Raw genomic sequence first — 20,561 nt, forward strand, 5'->3', positions numbered from 1 at the left:
CTTATAATTGAACAAATGTACGTAATTATTTTTGAACTTTTTTATCGAGCAAGAATTGAGCCGTAAATTGATCTGTAATTAACACATTGGCAAAGCCGCCGTTTAATGCGCCAAAGATGCCTTCCACTTTATTCTGCCCGCCTGCAACAAGGATTGAATATTCCTTCTTTTTTAAATCCTCCAGGTTGATGCCAAGTGTTCTTTCGTTCAAGCTTTCATTAACAACATTCCCCTCGATGTCAAAAAACCGGGAACAAATATCACCGACAGCCTTGCCGTAAAGGGAGTTTAAATCATCTTCTGAAAAATAGCCTAACTGAAATAAAAGTGATTCTTCTTTCACTGGTCCAATCGTAAACAGAGCTATATTCGTCTTCCTGCCAAGTTCCAGGATCCTCTTAATATGGCGGTCTGCTTCCATTGCCTGCTTTACGACGGGATGATCAACAATTGCCGGAAGAGGCAGGTAATGAGGAGCGGTATTAAAGGCTTTTCCAAAAAGATATAGTATTTCGGAGGCATACGTATTGGTTTCCGAGTGGCTGACACCACCCTTCAACTGAACAACCTTCACATTGTTCAGAGCCTTTTGCCTCAGTTCAACAGCCACATGATAGATGGTTGTTCCCCAGGTCACTCCGATAATATCTCCATCTTTTACAATTTCATACAAATAACCAGCAGCCTTTTCACCCAGGAACGTTTTTATTACCGTTCCCTCATACTGTGGAATAGAAACGACCACGGCCTTTTTCAAACCGAATTTTTTCTCTAGAGCCGCGGCCAGATTTTCAATATTCTCTACCGGATCCTTAATCGTTATCTGGACAATGCCCTCATCTTTTGCCAGCTGAAGGAGCCGTGAAACAGTGGGACGCGATACACCTAGAACCTTAGATATTTCGTTTTGGTTATAATCCAGTAGATAATATAGCTTTGCTGCCTCTATCGCTTTGGTTATCTTATCTTTTTCCACATCCATCACCTGCATCCTTCTTTATGCTTATATAGTACCAAATTACTTCTCGATCAACCATTCTTTTTACATTTGTTTAATAGATATTGAACATATTTAAAGATTTAGGATTTGCTGAAGGGGTAAGAGAATATAAAAATTTGTCAAATTCAAAGTCTACTTTCACCGGCAACTATGACAAAATATAAAGTGAATCTTCCATCTTGGTGATTTTCCACGGATGGTTAGATGAACCAATCGGACCTTTAGGGGCAGTTAAGCTCCCACTTATCTTCTTTAGGTTTTTTTAGAAGTCTAAAGTGGGAGGCTTACTGCCCGTTAAGAGTGGGATAAAGTGAATCTTCCATCTGGGGTGATCTTCCACGGATGGTTAGTGGGAGGCTTACTGCCCGTTAAGAGTGGGATAAAGTAAAAGGATAGATTAGAGGAGGTTTGACTATGGAGCGGCTGGGGAGATTGACGGGCAAGTATAAATTTGCGATTCTAACCGTTTGGATTATTGCTATTATCTTATTTGCCATATTTGCAATTAAGCTGCCTACAGTACTAAGCGGCAACGGCTTTGAATTTGATGGGGAATATAATGAAACTAGAGCTATACTTGAACAGGATTTTTCCCAACCCGAGTCCACAATCCTGCTCCTTTTTGAAAAAGAGCTAGGAGTGGAACAGACTGAATGGAAAAATTACATAAATGATACATTTTCCCGTCTCGAAGACTATGGCCCTGCGGCATCCTTGACTTCCCCTTTTGAAGGGCAAGGAATGATAAAGGACAATTATGCTTATGGGGTGATTTCCTTTGATACCGATGCAGGCAGCCTTTCAGATGAAATAAATGAACTGGAAACAAGACTCAAGGACGATGATGGCATGACCGTTAAGCTAACTGGAGAACCGGTCATTGTTAAAGATTTGAATGAAGCCAGCCAGAAAGACCTTGCCAAAGCAGAAATGATTGGGCTCCCAATCGCCCTGATTGTACTAATCCTCGCATTTGGCAGCCTGGTCGCTGCTTCAATCCCCCTAATCATCGGAATTGTTTCAATCCTAACAGCGATGGGGATTATGTATTTTTTCAGCTATACTGCAGATTTGTCCATTTTTATCTTAAATATAGTTCCTATGATTGGCCTCGCGTTAAGTATTGATTTTGCCTTGCTAATGATAAATCGTTACAAGGAAGAATTAAAGAAACATTCTGTCGAGGATAGTATTGCAATAACGGTGGCAACCGCAGGAAGGTCAATCATATTTTCTGCTTTATGTGTATTCATTGGCCTCTCCGGCCTATTATTCATTCAGATCGATATTTTTCAAAACGTCGCTCTTGGCGGTATGGCCGTGGTGTTCGTCTCGGCTTTATGCGCGATTACATTCTTGCCTGCTTTCCTTTCATTGTTGGGAGAGAGAATCAATCGGTTTACGATCCTTAAGCCGGGCAGGAATCAAGGAGCCGGCTGGTATAAATTTGCGCGTTTTGTAATGAAACACCCTGTCATAATGATGCTCGCGGCGTTTACAATCTTATTGCTGTTCCTTATGCCGGCACGCGAAATGAAACTCGTCATACCAGGGACAGATTCGCTTCCAGCTAACTATGAGTCAAGGGTTGCTTATGAGACCTTCAGGAAACAGTTCCAACCCGAGGGTAAGCGCGATTATCAAAAAGTTACCGTTGTTTTTGAATCAGATGGGAATATGAATGAAACAGATAATCTTGATAAAGCGTTGTCTATCATTTCAGAGCTGGAGAATGACTCCCTCGTTGACTCAGTTGAATCCTTCTTTAGTGCTGCTGGCTTCTCAAGTGCAGAAGAGTATAATCAATTCCAGTTTTCCTCTTCAGGGACTGGTGAACAGAGACAACAGTTGCAGGCACTGGAGGATTACTATATTAGTGGCGATAAAATGATGATTGATGTTTTCCTTAAGGCTGACGAGCATTCAGGGAATGCGCGGGAGTGGGTTAGTAAATGGGCAGAAAAAGACTTTGAATTGAAAACCAGCTTTGGCGGCCATATCAAATTCGAGCAAGAAATTTTTGATGAAATATACGAAAAGGCACCGTATGGTCTTTTTCTAATTTTCATTTCAACTTTTATTATTCTCATGTTTGCCTTCCGTTCCCTTCTAATTCCAATAAAAGCTATCCTGATGAATATGCTGAGCCTAAGCTCGACATTTGGGATTGTCGTTTATATTTTCCAGCAGGGCCATTTTGGAATGGAGCCTGTTGACATCGCATTAATTTTGCCGGTATTCGTCTTCTCCCTCGTATTCGGTCTGTCGATGGACTATGAAGTATTTCTGATATCAAGAATCCAGGAATACTATCTTGAGACAAAGGATAACAGTAAGGCAACAATATTGGGATTAACGACAACGAGCAAAATCATAACATCAGCCGCCGCGATTATGATCGTGGTAACAGGGGCCTTTGCTTTCACTGGGGTTATGCCGGTCAAACAACTTGGAGTCGGGATTGCAATTGCCATCTTCATTGATGCAACCATAATCCGGATGGTGCTGGTACCATCACTGATGAAGCTGCTCGGCGACTGGAACTGGTGGTTTTTTGGAAAAGGGAAGAAGACAGTACAAAACGAATCTTAATGAAAAAAATTAATATGCCAGCCCTCGTATAAAGGGCTGGCATGTTTGATTAAAGGATCTTTAACCTGCTGGATGGGTATAATCTTGGGTTAAAACAAAGGATTAAATATTTTTCGCGTACTCTTGTGAAGGTACTTTGCTGAGAATGACATAAAGGCTGACCGGCTCATTACCATTGTTATTGAATGCCATCATTTCATCGCCGCCGCAATGAATCACGTCGTTAGCCGATACTTCCTGCTCAACTCCATCAATGATGAATGTTCCGTTTCCAGATACCACAAACAGGAATACTTCCGTTCCTGGATGCTTATGGGGAGGAAGCTGCTGGCCGGGGTTGAAGTTCAGGACAAACGCAGTGCTTTCCCCTTTTTTAAAAATGATTCTCTTCGTAAACTTCTCTTCGCTGTATTCAATGTAAGATGACAGTGATTGTTTTTCCATTATAGCGCCTCCGTTTTCAAGATTTTTTTCTTACCCTCATACTAATTCATTACCGCGGGATATTTAGTGAGGTAAATCACGGTCGTACTGTGCTTCTTTTTCCCTCTTATAAAAAAATAATGCCAGAGCAGTTGATTGCCCTGGCTGAATGGAATTATATGTTCATATATTTTTCTTGCGCAATAAGGGCTCCTTTGTCCAGCGCACACTTATTTACTGGGATAAGTGAGTGTTTTTCTTCAGATAGTACCTTTTTTAAAGAAGCAATCACCGCTTCATCCGAGACAATCCCAGTCCATTCAACAAAAGCCCCCACCAAAACCATGTTGGCAACCTTGCCATTGCCAAGTTCATTGGCAATGGCCGTCGCATCGATTTCAATAATGGTGAGATCGTTTCTGGTAAATTTTAGTCCAACTAATGAACTATTAACAATTAGCAAACCGCCAGGCCTTACTTTGGGCTCAAATTTTTCGAAGGATGGGATATTCAAGACAATTGCAGCTGACGGAGCACTGACTAGTGGAGAACCTACGGGCTCATCACTCACAACAACGGCGCAGTTTGCCGTGCCGCCTCTTTGCTCTGGTCCATAGGAAGGCAGCCAGGAAACATTCTTGCCTTCATGCATTCCGGCATAGGCAATTAATTGGCCCATGGACATGACACCCTGCCCACCGAAACCAGCAATGATAATTTCCTCAAGCATCAGATTTCCCCCCTTCAGCCTGCTTGTAAATACCAAGCGGATAGACTGGAACCATCTTCTCCTTGACCCAATCGAGCGATTCATTCGGGTCAAGCCCCCAGTTTGTAGGGCACGTCGACAACACCTCGACAAGTGAAAAGCCAAGGCCATTTTTCTGCGTTTCAAAGGCTCTGCGGATTGCCTTCTTTGTTTTAATGATATTTGGCACATCATGGGATGAAACTCGTTCGATGTATGCCGCCCCATCCAGGGTCGCCAGCATCTCACTTACCCGAATAGGGGAACCTTGCAAGGCTTTATCACGTCCAAACGGGCTTGTTGCGGTTTTCTGTCCAATCAGTGTGGTTGGAGCCATCTGGCCGCCTGTCATTCCATAAATAGCATTATTGACAAAGATGACGGTTATGTTTTCTCCCCTTGCCGCAGCATGGATGACCTCGCTTATACCGATTGAAGCGAGATCGCCATCGCCTTGATAGGTAAAAACAAACCGGCCGGGCAGCACACGTTTGATACCGGTTGCAACCGCGGGGGCACGCCCGTGCGCTGCCTGTGTCATATCACAATTGAAATATTCATACGAAAGAACCGAGCAGCCAACCGACGCAACCCCGATTGTATCTTCAAGGATATCCATCTCTTCAAGAACCTCGCCTACAACCCTGTGGATGATTCCATGTGTACAGCCGGGGCAATAGTGAGTCGGATTGTCGGTTAAACCAGTCGTTTTTTCAAATACTGTTTTCATGCTCATACCGAAATCCTATCTGCCAGCTCGGCAATTTTTCCAAATATCTCTTCCTGGGTCGGTACAATTCCACCATTTCTCCCATAAAACTCTACCGGCGCCCTGCCCTCAACTGCAAGCCTGACGTCTTCAACCATTTGCCCGGCGCTCATCTCCACAGATAGATAGGCTTTGACACGATTTCTCGTTGCAATGAAAGGGGCATCAGGAAATGGCCATAGTGAAATTGGCCTGATCAGCCCTACCTTAATCCCCTGCTGGCGTGCTTTATTTATTGCATTTGTAGCAATTCTGGCAACCGTACCAAATGCCGTCACAATAAAATCGGCATCCTCAATCAAATACGTTTCATAGCGCACTTCGTTTTCCTTGATTGACGCGAACTTCTTTTGAAGCTCGATATTCCTGAGCTCGAGACCTTCTGCATCCAATTCCAGCGAGGTAATCACTCTCCGGGGGCCATCTCCTCTTGTTCCTGTTGTCGCCCAATCTTTTTCAGGCAACGCCCGTTCAACTCTTTCAGTGAATTCGACCGGCTCCATCATCTGTCCGAGCATCCCATCGCCCATCAGGATGACCGGTGTTCGGTAGCGATCGGCAATATCAAAGGCTTCCTGTGTCAAGTCAACAATTTCCTGCAAGGAAGCTGGTGCAAGCACAGGTGTATTATAATCTCCGTGGCCTCCGCCTTTTGTTACTTGAAAATAATCCGATTGCGCTGGCTGGATATTCCCAAGTCCAGGGCCGCCCCTAACAACGTTGACAATTACCGCTGGAAGTTCCGCGCCAACAAGGTAAGATATTCCTTCCTGCTTCAGGCTGAAACCCGGGCTGGACGAAGACGTCATCACTCTGACACCGGTACCTGCAGCACCGTAAACCATATTGATAGCTGCTACTTCGCTTTCAGCCTGGAGGAATAACCCTCCTACTTCAGGGAGCCTTCTCGCCATATAGGCAACTAGTTCACTCTGCGGAGTAATAGGATATCCGAAAAAATACTTACAGCCCGCATGAACAGCGGCTTCTGCAATCACTTCATTGCCTTTCATTAAAACCTTTGCCATATTCGGAACCCCTTTCCTAAACAGTTGCCCGCTTCTTATCAGGCCTGTATACACTAATGACCCCATCCGGACAGATTTGTCCGCATTTCGCACAACTGATGCATTTTTCCTGATCGGTTACCGTTGCGGGGCGGTATCCTTTCCCATTCAGGTAGACAGCAAGAAAAATAACATTTACAGGGCAGACTTCTACACACAAACTGCAGGACTTGCAATAGTGCTCGTTAAACACAACCCTCGGCTCCATACGTTCTCCTCCTTATTCCCACGGCAATTTCATAAAACGGTCGATCATAACAATATCGTCAATCCCAGCCAACTCAGGATTGTGAGTAAGCCTTCGCTCAACGGCACTCCCCAAAAATAAGATTCCGAGCTTGCTTGAGACAGCTTGAGCAAGGCTTTTACCAGCCACTATATCTGCGGGTAATGTCTCTACACCAAGATTAGTATTATTGATGATGGCACTTACCCGAATTCTAGCTGCCTTTTCAATTCCTCTAATTGCTTCAATAACCCCTTCCAGGTTACTGACATAAGGCCGTTTGGCATTCAGGACAAAGACCATTGAAATATCAATATTTTTCCATTCATGATAATACTGGCCAAGAACAGTTGCCCCGTCCTTTTCCCCTCCAGCATCAATAATTATTGTGTAAGAGTCGTCATGAATCACTCTATACAATTCACCGGAGACGATTGGCAAATCCGAGCTTGCCAATCGCTTTTGAGGGCCTATCAGTTCCACTCCGTTTTTCTGCAACTCGGCAGTGATATCCCGTGAACGAAAATACGGATTAATGACATCAAGGTCTGCTAACGCTATCCTGCCCTTCCCCCTTAACGCAAAATTCAAAGCTAGTTCAGTCTTCCCGCTCCCAAAATGACCGGCCATAATCGTAATTCTCGAATCTAGTTTCATTTACGCCAGCCTCCATTAATGTAAACGCTTCCAAAAAAATTAAACTTCTTCACCGTCATTATAAATCAATCATTCATTCCTGGCTTTGACCTTTATCACACCAAAAGAAGACATAAAAAGAAGGTTCCCCTACAAGGAACCATCTTTCACAGCAATTCTTAGCTCATATAAGTCAATATTACCTTTTGGGGAATGTCGTAACTTGATTCCGCTTTTTTCAATTGTCCGCAGGAAGGCATTTCAAATGAAAAATCTTCAACCTCAGAAGGAATGACACCAACTTCCTTCAGGTGCTCAAACACCCTTTGCATTGCATCCTCTGTTGAAATTTCTTCTTTTGTATCTTCTGATTCAAAGTACTCGACGCATGTTTCAACTATATTTAGATCAACCTGTTCCTGTGAGAATACCAGCCTGCCACGTGCCATATCTTCAACTTCACGGTTTTCCAATTCAATGATTGTGGTGATGTTCATCCATTCCACCTCCGTATTTGATATGTCCATTATAAAAAACTTCCACAATGTTGGACCAATAAAACGTAGGTTTTCGTATTTTCTTCATATGTTTTTGGCAAATTTATGTCATTTTTAAATTTATGAAAAAAAAGATGGGGTTCACTTATTAATTCCACTATTATTAGAGTATTATAGGTGAAAACTAATTCAGGTTTGGAAACGGAGGCAGAGAGTCGTGACAATCCTTGAAGATTTGCTTCTTAATATATTTTTCATCACTTTTTTACCATTATTGTTTGTAAGTACGCTTGGCGAAAAATTGACTAGGTTAAACCTCCGGAACAGGACCATCATAGGAAACCTTGTTGCTGCATTTTCTGCGATTCTTTGTATGATGTTCCCTGTGCATTTAGTTAGCGGTTTTATTTTTGACCTTAGACAAATTCCAATCATTCTAGGTTGTCTTTATCTGGGGTATAAAAATAGCATAATCCTTATTATACTTCCACTGCTCTTTCGTTTTACTCTAGGCGGCGAAGGCTTCCAATCATATCTGCTAGTCTCACTATCCATTTACCTTGTCGTCCCCTGGTTCCATCATTTGTTTTTTAAGTTAGGCCTGACCATGAAAGTGATGACTATTACAGGGCTATCAGTATTCTTTTCGGCCATGGCCTTAGCACTTGCGAAAAGTATAGCAACGGTCCCTCTCATTTATGGGGTTTTTGTATATACGTTTATGGGAATACAGCTTTCCGGCATGCTGCTCGTTTCATTAATCTTTGAATATATAATAAAAAACATGCAATTGAGGGAGGAATTGATTAAAGCAGCTAAACTTCAAACAATGGCCGAAATGTCTGCAAGCGTGTCACATGAAATCCGGAATCCACTTGCTGTTTCGAGAGGCTTTTTACAATTACTTCAGGAACCCGGTTTTGATTCGGAAGACCGTGAAAGGTATATAAAAATTGCCATTAAAGAAATTGACCGTGCTACGGAAATCATAGACGATTATTTAGTGCTGGCTAATCCATACCCCGAACAAAAAGAGAGTGTAAATTTAACAGATGAGCTTCACTGGCTCGAAGAAATACTTCAGCCATATTCTAATATGCACAGTGTATTAATACGTACCGAGGCACACGATTCAATCCTGCTGGATTGTGAGCGGAGAAAAATCCGCCAGGTTTTTGTGAATCTAGGAAAGAATGCTATCGAATCAATGCCGGATGGGGGTACAGTTTTAATAGGTCTAACGAGGAAGGGCAATACCATTGAAATAACCTTCCAAGATAATGGCTGTGGAATGGATCAAAACCAGTTAAACAGACTTGGAGAACCGTACTTTACCACCAAAACAGAAGGTACGGGCCTCGGAATGATGGTAGTCTGGCGAATTGTCCAATCAATGGGAGGCAAAATCCAGGCAACAAGTCAACTTGGCAAGGGTACAGATATTACAGTTATCTTGCCGTCTCAAAGTGTAGTTTAAGTATTTCATTTTCTCGGCATCCTTTTGGATGCTTTTTTTTTTGGATATCCACAGATTAGCCATATGTCTCGTACAATATGGTGAATTATTTTAAAACCTCTTTCATGATAAGTATGTGAGGGGAACAATTTTTCGGTAAATATTCCATTACTTGCAGGGGGATGGGAATCACGAAGAGTGACAGCACATTCGTGCCTGATTTGTAGGGAGGCCTGAAATTTGCGCTCGCGTACGCGCTTCTCGAAAATCCTCATTATGCTACCGCGTAATTTCGTTCGATGCATCTTCGGAGATACCTTCCGAATATACAAAAATAAGAGCAGGCCACACGTGTATAGTGGCCTGCCTTCTGTTTTTTAGTGATATTTATACTGGGATTAATAGTTTCATTAAAAATTTCATTGCTGATTTTGGTTCCAGAGGCTTGCTAATAAAATATCCCTGAGCATAGTCGCATAACCCGCTTTTTAAAAACTCGAGCTGCTCACTGGTTTCTACACCCTCTGCCACTACCTTCAGCTTCAGGCTATGAGCAAGTGAAATAACGGCTGTAGCTATTGAGGCGTTTTCATTATCCCGTTCAAGGTTAAAGATGAAGGATTTATCAATTTTCAACACATTTATGGGAAAATGCTTTAAATAGCTTAAGGAAGAAAATCCGGTTCCAAAGTCATCTATTGCGGTTGAAACACCCAATTCTTTCAAAAAATTAAGCACTTGCGCGGTAGCTTTCGGGTCTTTCATAACAGTACATTCAGTTAGCTCTATTTCGAGTGAATGAGGTGGCAGGCCGGTTTCTTCAAGAATTTCATCAATGAGTTTCACCAGATTTTGCTTTTGGAATTGGAGTGGGGATAGATTGACACTTACCGACATTTCCTCAAACCCCATGTTGTGCCACTCCTTGCATTGCCGGCATGCTTCCCTTAGCACCCACTCACCAATAGGAACGATCAGGCCTGTTTCTTCAGCCACATCTACGAATTCATCGGGATATAGAAGATTCTTTCCGTCCCTCTTCCAGCGAATGAGGGCTTCCATCCCGTAAATTGTGTTCGTTTCAATATTGTATTTGGGCTGGTAATGAAGCACAAACTCTTCTTTTTCAAGTGCCTGCCTCAGCATAATTTCCTTTTGCATTCTCTCCATTGCCTGAATGTCCATTGAAGGATCATAAAGCTTGTAGCCATTTCGGCCATGTTCCTTTGACTTGTACATAGCAAGGTCAGCTCTTTTGAACAGACTATTCATGTCATTGCCATCATTTGGGCTTATGCTAATGCCAATGCTAGTTGTCACTGAAAACTTTTGTCCGTTAAGCGAGAATGGATGCTCCATAATCGAGGTGATTTTTTCACAGGCTAAGAAGGTTTCTTCCGTAGAGTGGATGCCAGGCATCAGGACTACAAATTCATCTCCGCCGAACCGCGCAACAATATTCCCCTGGCCGCATACCGACTGGAGCCTGTTTGCTACCTTTTTGAGCAGAAGATCTCCTGCCTGATGTCCAAGGCTGTCATTAATAATTTTAAAATGATCGAGATCCAACAATAAAAAACCTAACTGACCCTTAGCCAGTTCTTCAAAATATCCCTTAATAAATGACTCGATGAACCATCTGTTTGGCAGTCCGGTCAAAGCATCATGAAATGCCATATGTTTAACTGCTTCTTCAGATTTCTTCCTATCTCTGATATCTCTACAGAGGGCAAGAAACAGAGGGGTATCCCCTATTTCAATCAGTCTGATATTAATATCAACTGGAATTTCCTCTCCATTCACTGCTGCAACCCTATCTTCAAACTGGCATGATAAATCAGGATGAATGCCCTTCACTATCCCAGCCATTTTTCCCGGGAGAGCTCCAAATAGCATTCCTGCATTCCTTGCAAGCAACTGTTCCTGTGAGAGCCCCAGCAGGTAAGAAGCTGCCCGATTTACGTTTACAAAATTCCCCTCGAGAGTAATCAGGAACAAGCTATCAGCAGCCTGATCTACAACATTCCTGAACCTCTCCTCACTTTCACGAAGTTTTCCCTCTACTTCCACTCTGTCAGTAATATCTAGACCAAATCCAAGCAGAAAATCGTCATGTTCGGTATGGATGATCGTTTTTCCAGTAAACATCATCCTTTCTTCTCCTTGAAAATCCACAGGCACTTCCTTTGTAATGAGGGTACCCTGTTTCCAGACCTCAAGGTCATTCTGCTTATTTATCTCAGCAATATGAGGTGGAAAAAAATCAAAAACAGTTTTTCCTTTCAGTTCCTCCAGTGTCATTCCGTGAACCTTAAGCACCTGTTCATTCCCAAATAACGTCCGGCCCTCTTTGTCCTCCAAAAAAATGTTCATAGGCAAAGCATCAAGGATTTTTAAGTGCAAGGCTTCACTGGCTTTTAGCTTTCTTGCCAGCTCCTTCTCTTTTTTCTCCAATTCAATGACACGGCGAAGCAAATCGTTATATGTTAGTTTAACTTGGCTTTTTACCAGTATTTGTTTGTTCATTGTCATAGGCTGCCCTGCCTCGTTTCTAGTTTCTGTAGTATGTAATAAGTCCTTATCGGATTAGCAACCCTCATTCATATCTAAAAGCATAAATTGCTATACTCATATTTTATAATGGGAGAATAAACATAAACTGTGGATGTCTTTACAAATTAATGAAAAGAGACAATATCTTTTGCCCTTACCGCACCTGCACTCCTCCAATTCTTTTACTTATATAGTTCTATCCATAATAGAAGCCAGGGCTTGTCCGGCCCTGGCTAACTAATCTCCTGTTCTTAAACCCTAGTTTCCGTTCTCTAGTGTAACTTTAACCTCCTGCTTGTCTCCGCCCCTGTAGAATGTGATGTCAATCGTATCACCCGATTTTGCATCTTTATAAAGAAAACTGCGTAAATCCGGAACAGTTTTTATCTTTTTTCCTTCAATTTCAACGATAACGTCCAGTTTTTGAAGACCTGCTTCAGCCGCTGGGGATCCTGGACTTACCTCCATGATGATAACTCCCTCTGTGACATTGCCCGGAAGCCTAAGGGTTTCTTCCCAATATTGTGATGGTATATCTTGAAGTGAGACTGGTCCAACACCTAGATACGGCCTTCTGACTTCACCGTGTTGTTCCAAATCCTCCAATACCGGCAATGCAACATGGATAGGGATGGCAAAACCAATTCCCTCTACAGCATCCTGAGCAATTTTTGAAGAATTGATTCCGATTAGCTCACCATTAATATCAATTAAGGCCCCGCCGCTATTTCCCGGATTAATGGAAGCGTCAGTTTGAATAACCTCAGTCTGCCAATCAACCGCTCCATTTTGATCGATATCGACAGGCATTGTTCGCTCAGATGCACTGATAACCCCTTTTGTTACAGTACCTTCAAGGAAGCCCAGAGGATTTCCAATCGCAATTGCAGAAGCACCTGGCAGAAGGTTTTCTGAATCGCCCAATTCTATCACATCTTCAATTTCACTCGCATCAACAGAAAGGACGGCCATATCTGTTAGAGGGTCAGACCCCAGCAATTCGGCAGGTAATTTATTGCCGTTGTTTAAAGTGATTTCAAGCTGGGATGCTCCTTCAATAACATGGTGATTGGTTACAACCAATGCCTTTGAACCATCTTTCTTATAAATGACACCAGAGCCAGAACCTGCTTTGGCCACTGTATTTCCTTCCCATATGTTGCCTCCCTGGAAATTCGCTACACTGACGACTGAATCCTTTGCCTTTTTTACAGCTGCTGTTACCTCTGATTCACGATTATCATCATCTGCCTTTGCAGATTCCGCAAGTTGTAAAGGCGGTGCGGCCTTTTCCGCTTCTGTTTCAAAAAACTTCCCATTTAATGATAAGATTAACAAAATGCCTAGAGCCATCCCTATTAAGCCCGGCCATAGCCAGCTTATTTTTTTGTCGTTCCTTTCTCTATCCTTCATTTCCTCGACTCCTTCCGTAATTTTGCTTTAATAGACGAGCAGGTAGTACTCAACTTTTATAAAGTGGTGTACTCTATCTGCAAAAAGGAACAGTCTATTGAAGCGGCCAATTCGTCACATTATCTCTTCCCTATTAATCGTTGGACCAAAACTAATATATTCTTCCATAGTAAGATGGACGATTGTATTTTCAAAAATAGTAAATTATAATTTTTATATAATATTTTTAAAATTTGCATATTTCAGGAGATGTGTATATTGGAAGGTCAGACTATACTGGCAATCGGGATTTTTCTGATTGCATACGCGTTTATCGTGACGGAGAAGATTCATAGAACAATCGTTGCGATGGCGGGTGGGATTCTTATGATTCTCTTGGGCATTCTTGACCAGGAACGGCCCTGCATCATATTGATTTCAATACCCTCGGACTTTTAACAGGAATGATGCTCATTGTCGCGATCACTGCTGAGACCGGGCTGTTCCGCTACCTCGCCATTTGGTCAGCAAAGAAAGTGAAGGGAGATCCTCTAAAATTATTAGTTGTATTGGGATTTATCACTGCAGGTGCATCTGCCTTTCTTGACAACGTCACGACTGTCCTTTTAATTGTTCCAGTCACCTTCAGCATTACTAGGCAATTGAAGGTTAATCCTATGCCATACCTTATTACCCAAATTGTTGCCTCAAATATTGGCGGGACCGCAACCTTAATCGGTGACCCGCCAAATATCATGCTTGGCAGCGCGGTCGAGGAACTTACCTTTTCAGCATTCATATTTAACTTGGCTCCAATAGCTATTATTGTTCTTATCGTGAATATTGCCATACTCGCATTCCTTTACCGAAATTCACTAACCACAACGGATGAACTAAAGTCTGGAATTATGAATTTAAACGAGAAGGCCGAAATAACCGATAGCCGTTTGTTAAAAAAATCGCTGGTTGTTCTTGCCTTGACTATCGTCGGTTTCTTCCTCCATCAGGTCATTCATGTGGAGAATGCAACCATTGCTCTGGCGGGTGCTTTCCTGCTGCTACTTTTGACGGGAGAAGAATATCTCGAAGATTCCATGAAAAAAGTAGAATGGCTGACACTTTTCTTCTTTATCGGTCTATTCGTCCTTGTTGGCGGCCTGATGGAAACAGGTGTAATTTCTCTTATAGCTGAAAGGCTGGTCAACTGGACTGGCGGTGATGTAACAGTCGCTTCTCTTTTAATACTCTGGGTTAGTGCGATTGCCTCAGCATTCATTGATAACATTCCGTTCGTGGCAACGATGATCCCAATGATAAAAGATATGGGCTCAATGGGAATATCCAATCTTGAACCGCTTTGGTGGAGCCTTGCTTTAGGCGCCTGCCTCGGTGGCAATGGAACGTTAATTGGTGCTAGTGCGAATGTCATTGTGGCGGGAATGGCCGCAAAAGAAAAGCATCCTATTTCTTTTGTTAGGTTCATGATTGTTGCTTTTCCGCTAATGATTCTTTCGATCGTGATTTGTACGATTTATGTTTATCTCAGGTATCTGCTTTAGAGGAGGAAAATACGTGAAGGTACAATATGAATTCGAAAAAGATTTATTACTAATAAATGAGGAACAGGATGGGGAGGATGTTGTTTTTACAATTGAAACTTGGGATTCGGCCGTTTTAGGAAAAATTGATCAGGTACGTGATTTCTTTTATCACAACGATGACCTTTTGGATGCCTTTTTTCATACAAGCCTGGACGGGAAAATCATGGTTGCTCTTAAGCAGGAGTATTATATAGATTTCTTATTTCAAATGTTTAAACACAAGCTTATTAATTCAATTAGGTGGCAATAATATCACCGGGCAGCAGTAGTCTATGCTGCCCGGTTATTGACTTTCCTCCTTTTTCAAAACAAGCTTGTATTCATACTCCAATGTTTTTAAAGGTGCGTCGTATAAGTGCTGGTGATCCGATGTTTTATAGACATTCCTGAGAATGAGTGCCTCAATCAATTCCTCCTTTCGCTTTTCCACAAGTTGGGATAACTTTACCATCTGACTCTCCTCCACTTCTTAAAGTATTACAAAATATATATTTAAATAGCCCTCATCCTAAAGGAAGAGGGCAACGTATTTAAAGTATGCTTATCTTCCAGGAAATATGTCCTGCTGGACTTGGCACAGTACCCTTTCCAGGCCTGTTGCCGAGGCTTCACAGGGCCATTCCCTCCACCTCTCTTGATAAAATTTATTTAATTTTTGGCTTTGTTAGTTGATAATGTTGATTTTATAGCAGTGTTGATTGGAGCGGAAGGCGCGAAGACTCCACGGAAAGCGAAGCCCATGGAGCGAAATTCGCATTCCTTTTTAACAAAGCAAAATAAAAATAAAAACCCTTTCTGAAATAGAAGAGGGTTTGTTTAATCTCTTCTTATCTCTCAGGCTTCGCCTGCTGGATTTAGCACAGTACCTTTTTAGGCCTGTTGCCGAGGTTTCTTAGGGCCATTCCCTCCACCTCTCTTGATAAGAACGCTATTTAATTATTAAATTCCAATTTACCGTGAAACGCAAAATAAGTCAACACTAGGATTGACATTTACGAAAATCAATCTATACTATTCCTATAGGAATTAAACAAAATAACATTATCAAGAGTGAACGAGAGATCTGGCTCAATGACTTCACAGCAACCTGCTCAGCAAGGTGCTCCTACCAGCAAGGCTGCTGCCTTGACTGATGAAAACAGTCATTACCTCTTTTTGCAGCCAAGGCAAAAAGAGGTTTTTATTTTAAAAGCACAAAATGTTTAAGTTACTATAATTGAATGCTTTATTGGAGGGACATGCAATGTACTATAAAGTAATCGATGGTGCCGAGGCTTTTTATATGGAGAGTGGTGAGATTGGAATCGTCCTTTGCCATGGCTTCAATGGTACTCCTCAAAGCGTACGGGAAGTCGGAGAGATGTTGTGGCAAAAAGGATTTACAGTATATGCCCCGCGGCTCAATGGGCACGGGACTCATTACCTGGATATGGAGCAGTATGATTACAAAGACTGGCTAACCTCTGTAAAAGAGGCTATATCCTTTTTACAAAAAAACTGTACCCAAGTTTATGTTGCCGGCCAATCCATGGGCGGAGCCAGTGCATTGTATTGCGCCGCCTCCATACCCGGAATAGACGGCATCATCACAATAAATGCGGCCCTCGACATTCCCTGTTATGAAACAGAAGCAAACAGCAAACAACGGTATATCCCTGAAGGGAAACCAGATATAAAAGCGCAGGATGTTTATGAAATTGCTTATGAACTAGTCCCACGTTCCGCAATTAAAAACCTGCTTGCCCTTTCAAAAGAAGCCAAATCAAAACTTGGCAGGGTGACATGCCCTGCGCTCATTATTAAATCGAAAATTGACAATGTCGTTCCTCCTTACAGCTCAGACTTTGCATTTGCTACAATTGCCTCGAAAATTAAAAAGCTGGTGACACTCGAAAATTCCTATCATGTCGCTACGATGGACAATGACAAGGGAATTATTGCAGATGAAATTGCCTCTTTTATCGCAGCAACCAGCGAGGAAAGTGTTGTGAACTGCCTGAAAACTGACACAGAGCATGTTAACTGAAGAACACATTGACAAGCGCCCAATTTGGCGGATTAATCTTGGCAGGTCAACAAGAGATTAATCCACGAAACCCTAAAGCGGAGTATGGCACGGATGCGTTCTTGCCATTGGGCACCGAAACTGGTTATGTTTTAGGTATTCTACAAAAAGGACTTCCTGAAAAAATTAAAGACGCCAGGTTTCCCTGGCGCATAAAATTAATGGTGATGGTGATGGCCATGGCCTTCTTTGCTAGGGTTGGTAATAACAAATTCCTCTTTCGGCACGTAGAAGTACTGGATCCAAACACCATCTAGGAATTCTTCGCGTTTATCGACGATGATATCAATATCTTTATCAGTCTTCACAACTTCATCATGCTCGGTAGGTGAATCAATGACCAGATCATAGTGAGCATGGTCGCCATGCATATGAGTAATAATAACGCGGAACATTTTACCTTCTTCCGCCTGATCTTTCAGCATTTGTTTAAGAACCTTCGCGGCATTTCGGTTAATTTTAACTTTCATTCCTATTTCTCCTTCCGGGGTCTCTTCACCCTATTATCGCATTTCTTTTTGAAAAAGAAAATTGGCGTGCTTTCATGCTTTTTTATCTAATGGCTCGGACACAAATAAAGATGAGTTGAAATGACAGTTCAAGGCTTGCTTCGATGCCCACAGATTACCGAGAAGCCTAGGCACCATTTGGTTGGATGGAACGATTTGATAGTTGGTGAAATAAACAAAGTAAAGAAGATAGAGGTAGGCATTCGAGTTTAAGTGTACATCTTTAAAGTACTCTTCATTTTCAGTTACCGTCGCAAACGAATAGGTTTCCGCCCCGGCAACGTACCTTGTCTCCAATCCATTAAACAAATTCTTGATGAAATGGATGTTTGTAACGACTGTCGGGTCATCCTCACCATCAACATTAGCCAATCTTGCCTGAATATGGGCCTGGACCTCTGAAATCCTGCTGGTGAACGCACCAACATGCGCAAATGCTTTATCAAACCCACTATTGGCAGCTTTAAGCCCCTCTTCCCTGAGCAATTCGACAAGCGGCAGTTTAACATCCTTTTCCACATAGGACGGGGGTGCCGATTGCCTTGCCCACTTCAGGCCTGTAAGCTTGCTCGACGTAAAATAGCTCATAAAATACCATTGACCATGATCGTCCCTTGCCAAAAATACCTCTGGCCCCTCTTTTATCCTTTCAAACAAAATGAACCTTTCTGGCTGATCAAACATGAAGGATTCCGCATCCTTCTCTTTGAAATTTTTGATATAGTTTTCGAATGGCTTTTCAATCGGAACCGCTATATGGATAAATATTTCAGTCAAAGATCATGCACTCCTAACATCGGAATCTTCTTATCCATTCCCAAAAAGGGCTGTTTCCAACACATAATCCTTATATTAGAAAAAATTTTCAATTTAAGGAAAACTGAAATGGTATACTGAAAGAAATGACAGATATACGCAGGGGGAGCAATCAATGCTTGTCTGGAGGAGATTATTTTCACAGGTTGTGAAACGGAAATATTGGGCACTATTGTTCGGGACAATTGCCTACATACTCATTAACGCTCTAATCATACAACTGATTGAGCCAGAAACATTTACTACTCCCTTGCATGCAGCATGGTACATCATGACCACAATGACCACTGTCGGCTATGGGGATGTTTCTGCACAGACAGCTGCAGGCAGGCTTTGGGTCATGTTAGTTGTTTTCACACTGGGGATTGGCCTTTTCGGACTCGTTATTGGAGTTATTGCCGACTCGTTCGGCCAATACAGGTTATTGAAGGAGGAAGGAAAGTTGGCTTTCAAGGAAAAAAATCACTATGTCGTTATTGGCTGGACATCAAAATCAAAGGAAGCTATCAAGGAAATCCTCGCGGCAAATTCCCAACAGGCTATTGTTTTGATTGATGAACTAGACAAATCTCCGATAGATCACGAGATGGTCCATTATATCCATGGCAGCCCTACAGATTTTGAGACATTCAAAAAGGCTAATTTGGAGGCCGCAGCTTCCGTGATGATTTTTGCCCCTAATGGAATTGAACAGGCTGACCTTGCGGATGGAAAAACACTGTTGATTGCTTCAAGTATCGAAAACTATGATGAAGGAATTTCTGAAAACATCTACACCATTGCCGAAGTACTCAATGATAAGCATGTCCGTAATTTTCAACATGTAAAGGTAGATGAATTCATCCTCTCCCACACCTTCGTATCCCATCTTATGGCAAAAACCGCACAGAGCCGCGGAACAAGTAAGATTATTACCAAGCTGATAAGCCAACAGGATGGCGAGGGTGGAAATGATTTATGGGAAATCCAGGCAAGATCCGGCTGGCTGACATATGGTGATGCTTATGAAGAACTTAAGTCAAAAGGAGCGCATTTAATAGCTGATGGCTCAAACTTAAATGTTCTTGACCGGCTCGACAAATCGCTTCCTATGAATGAAAAGCTTTATGTTATCTGTGACAGCAAAACATATAAAACACTATAGATCATTTGATTATCGTGCCTTCCACAGTCAGAAACAATCCTTTGTAATATGTGTGAACATAATCAATATGGATCTCGTGTTCTTTTAGTAGTGAAAGCGTATCCCTATCCAAGTGGCAGCCGTCGCAAATTCTTTTCCAAACTGGAGTCAGCAATTCCTGTGCCTTTGCCATCCCTGGCTGGGGCATCCTAACATGCTCGAAGACTAGAAACCTGGCACCGGGCTTTGTAACTCTCTTAATTTCATCAAGCGCACGATAGGGCTCAGGTATTGTACAAAAGACTAAAGTTGCTACCACCGTGTCAAAGCTGTTATCCGGAAAAGAAAGTTTCTCCGCGCCAAGCATATGGGATCGGATGGGTACCTTCGCTTTTTCAAGTCGGCTTTTCGTTCTTTTTATCATATAAGGGTTTGGTTCTATTGCATCCACACTTTCTGCTCTTGTATAGAGGGGAAAGTTGATTCCGGAACCAGACCCGATTTCAATCACTTTCCCTGTCGCTTTTTGTATTAGGCCATTTCGGATAACTTTAAAAGCATTTTCTTCGAATCCCTTCATTGCTGCATCATATATTGCTGGAAATAATTTTCCCATACCAATTTCTCCTCATGAAAAAAGGCAACGGTTAGGACCGCCGCCCCCAATATTATTTTAAGACGTAAGCTGCCAGGACGCTTTGGAGCTCGTATATATTCAAGCTTTTATTAAATTGCTTTTGTAACGGCAGCTGGCTTCCTGAAATCCAGATTTTCAACTCGGCATCAAGATCAAAGCTTCCAGCAGTTTCAATGCTGAAATGTGTAATGTTTCGGTAAGGAATTGAATGATACTCGGTCTTTTTTCCGGTTATCCCTTGCTTGTCTACAAGGATCAAGCGGCGGTTCGTAAATATAAACATATCACGGAGCAGCTTATAAGCTTTTTCAATCGACTCTCCGGGTGCCAGGACTTTTGCATATTCCTTCTGAACCTCGGGCAGGCTTACTTCTGACGCATTCCCCATCAATCCATCTAAAAATCCCATCTATATGCCTCCTTTGCGTAGCTTCTTGTTTTATATCATTCC

General features: G+C 42.2%; 20 protein-coding genes, 1 pseudogene and 3 riboswitches. Of the genes and pseudogenes, 6 read left to right on the forward strand and 15 right to left on the reverse strand.

Annotated elements, in window-relative coordinates:
• Positions 1-25: 25 nt before the first annotated feature.
• Positions 26-976, reverse strand: a complete 951-nt coding sequence (locus TY16_RS08495) for a sugar-binding transcriptional regulator (RefSeq protein ID WP_269320340.1) — start codon at positions 974-976, stop codon at positions 26-28.
• A 438-nt stretch (positions 977-1,414) separates the two neighbouring features.
• On the opposite strand from TY16_RS08495, the gene TY16_RS08500 reads away from it, so the two are divergent.
• Positions 1,415-3,592: an MMPL family transporter gene (locus tag TY16_RS08500; RefSeq protein ID WP_043931435.1), complete on the forward strand. Its 2,178-nt coding sequence runs from the start codon at positions 1,415-1,417 to the stop codon at positions 3,590-3,592.
• A gap of 102 nt (positions 3,593-3,694) precedes the next feature.
• Here TY16_RS08500 and TY16_RS08505 read toward each other — a convergent pair whose 3' ends face one another.
• The 7 genes from TY16_RS08505 to TY16_RS08535 form a co-directional block, all read right to left on the reverse strand.
• On the reverse strand, positions 3,695-4,036 hold the full coding sequence (locus TY16_RS08505; protein ID WP_043931437.1) for a cupin domain-containing protein: 342 nt from the start codon (positions 4,034-4,036) through the stop codon (positions 3,695-3,697).
• A 154-nt stretch (positions 4,037-4,190) separates the two neighbouring features.
• A complete protein-coding gene (locus TY16_RS08510; RefSeq protein ID WP_043931439.1) occupies positions 4,191-4,745 on the reverse strand; it encodes a 2-oxoacid:acceptor oxidoreductase family protein in 555 nt (184 codons plus the stop codon).
• Entirely contained in the window at positions 4,738-5,499 is a 762-nt protein-coding gene (locus TY16_RS08515; protein ID WP_231505586.1) for a thiamine pyrophosphate-dependent enzyme, read from the reverse strand. The genes TY16_RS08510 and TY16_RS08515 overlap by 8 nt, the downstream gene beginning before the upstream one ends.
• A complete protein-coding gene (locus TY16_RS08520) occupies positions 5,496-6,560 on the reverse strand; it encodes a 3-methyl-2-oxobutanoate dehydrogenase subunit VorB (RefSeq protein ID WP_043931440.1) in 1,065 nt (354 codons plus the stop codon). The genes TY16_RS08515 and TY16_RS08520 overlap by 4 nt, the downstream gene beginning before the upstream one ends.
• A 16-nt stretch (positions 6,561-6,576) precedes the next feature.
• Complete coding sequence (locus TY16_RS08525) at positions 6,577-6,807, reverse strand: 4Fe-4S dicluster domain-containing protein (protein WP_043931441.1); 231 nt, start codon at positions 6,805-6,807, stop codon at positions 6,577-6,579.
• A gap of 12 nt (positions 6,808-6,819) precedes the next feature.
• A complete protein-coding gene (locus TY16_RS08530) occupies positions 6,820-7,482 on the reverse strand; it encodes a hypothetical protein (protein WP_043931442.1) in 663 nt (220 codons plus the stop codon).
• 158 nt (positions 7,483-7,640) lie between these two features.
• A complete protein-coding gene (locus tag TY16_RS08535) occupies positions 7,641-7,958 on the reverse strand; it encodes a hypothetical protein (RefSeq protein WP_043931443.1) in 318 nt (105 codons plus the stop codon).
• A gap of 217 nt (positions 7,959-8,175) precedes the next feature.
• Here TY16_RS08535 and TY16_RS08540 point away from each other — a divergent pair, with 217 nt between their 5' ends.
• Positions 8,176-9,435: an ATP-binding protein gene (locus TY16_RS08540; protein WP_043931444.1), complete on the forward strand. Its 1,260-nt coding sequence runs from the start codon at positions 8,176-8,178 to the stop codon at positions 9,433-9,435.
• A 366-nt stretch (positions 9,436-9,801) separates the two neighbouring features.
• On the opposite strand, the gene TY16_RS08545 is transcribed toward TY16_RS08540, so the two are convergent.
• Together TY16_RS08545 and TY16_RS08550 are read right to left on the reverse strand one after the other, a co-directional pair.
• On the reverse strand, positions 9,802-11,946 hold the full coding sequence (locus tag TY16_RS08545) for an EAL domain-containing protein (protein WP_231505587.1): 2,145 nt from the start codon (positions 11,944-11,946) through the stop codon (positions 9,802-9,804).
• Between the two features lie 279 nt (positions 11,947-12,225).
• Positions 12,226-13,380, reverse strand: a complete 1,155-nt coding sequence (locus tag TY16_RS08550; protein WP_043931445.1) for a S1C family serine protease — start codon at positions 13,378-13,380, stop codon at positions 12,226-12,228.
• Positions 13,381-13,638: 258 nt separating this feature from the next.
• Between TY16_RS08550 and TY16_RS08555 the strand changes: the two are divergent.
• Together TY16_RS08555 and TY16_RS08560 are read left to right on the forward strand one after the other, a co-directional pair.
• Positions 13,639-14,918: pseudogene (locus TY16_RS08555) on the forward strand (ArsB/NhaD family transporter).
• A gap of 13 nt (positions 14,919-14,931) precedes the next feature.
• On the forward strand, positions 14,932-15,210 hold the full coding sequence (locus tag TY16_RS08560; protein WP_043931446.1) for a hypothetical protein: 279 nt from the start codon (positions 14,932-14,934) through the stop codon (positions 15,208-15,210).
• A 33-nt stretch (positions 15,211-15,243) separates the two neighbouring features.
• Here the strand turns inward: TY16_RS08560 and fbpA are convergent, their stop codons facing one another.
• Positions 15,244-15,411 carry a Fur-regulated basic protein FbpA gene (gene fbpA, locus TY16_RS25650; protein WP_081772934.1) on the reverse strand — a complete coding sequence of 56 codons (168 nt, stop codon included), beginning with the start codon at positions 15,409-15,411 and terminating at the stop codon, positions 15,244-15,246.
• 87 nt (positions 15,412-15,498) lie between these two features.
• Positions 15,499-15,604, reverse strand: a riboswitch (SAM riboswitch).
• Positions 15,605-15,784: 180 nt separating this feature from the next.
• A riboswitch (SAM riboswitch) is annotated at positions 15,785-15,886 on the reverse strand.
• A gap of 112 nt (positions 15,887-15,998) precedes the next feature.
• A riboswitch (SAM riboswitch) is annotated at positions 15,999-16,099 on the forward strand.
• A 104-nt stretch (positions 16,100-16,203) separates the two neighbouring features.
• Between fbpA and TY16_RS08565 the strand changes: the two genes are divergently transcribed.
• Positions 16,204-16,986 carry an alpha/beta hydrolase gene (locus TY16_RS08565; RefSeq protein WP_043931447.1) on the forward strand — a complete coding sequence of 261 codons (783 nt, stop codon included), beginning with the start codon at positions 16,204-16,206 and terminating at the stop codon, positions 16,984-16,986.
• A 197-nt stretch (positions 16,987-17,183) separates the two neighbouring features.
• Here TY16_RS08565 and TY16_RS08570 read toward each other — a convergent pair whose 3' ends face one another.
• Positions 17,184-17,495, reverse strand: coding sequence for a heme biosynthesis protein HemY (locus TY16_RS08570; RefSeq protein ID WP_043931449.1), 312 nt, complete (start codon positions 17,493-17,495; stop codon positions 17,184-17,186).
• A 72-nt stretch (positions 17,496-17,567) separates the two neighbouring features.
• Complete coding sequence (locus tag TY16_RS08575) at positions 17,568-18,311, reverse strand: hypothetical protein (RefSeq protein WP_052342655.1); 744 nt, start codon at positions 18,309-18,311, stop codon at positions 17,568-17,570.
• Between the two features lie 154 nt (positions 18,312-18,465).
• Between TY16_RS08575 and TY16_RS08580 the strand changes: the two genes are divergently transcribed.
• A complete protein-coding gene (locus TY16_RS08580; protein WP_043931450.1) occupies positions 18,466-19,494 on the forward strand; it encodes a potassium channel family protein in 1,029 nt (342 codons plus the stop codon).
• A gap of 1 nt (position 19,495) precedes the next feature.
• Here TY16_RS08580 and TY16_RS08585 read toward each other — a convergent pair whose 3' ends face one another.
• Together TY16_RS08585 and TY16_RS08590 are read right to left on the reverse strand one after the other, a co-directional pair.
• Positions 19,496-20,089 carry a class I SAM-dependent methyltransferase gene (locus TY16_RS08585; protein ID WP_043931452.1) on the reverse strand — a complete coding sequence of 198 codons (594 nt, stop codon included), beginning with the start codon at positions 20,087-20,089 and terminating at the stop codon, positions 19,496-19,498.
• Positions 20,090-20,141: 52 nt separating this feature from the next.
• On the reverse strand, positions 20,142-20,519 hold the full coding sequence (locus TY16_RS08590; protein ID WP_043931454.1) for a PH domain-containing protein: 378 nt from the start codon (positions 20,517-20,519) through the stop codon (positions 20,142-20,144).
• Positions 20,520-20,561: the final 42 nt, after the last annotated feature.

It is taken from the genome of Bacillus sp. EB01, from assembly GCF_000613125.1.
Classification (GTDB): domain Bacteria; phylum Bacillota; class Bacilli; order Bacillales; family Cytobacillaceae; genus Bacillus_D.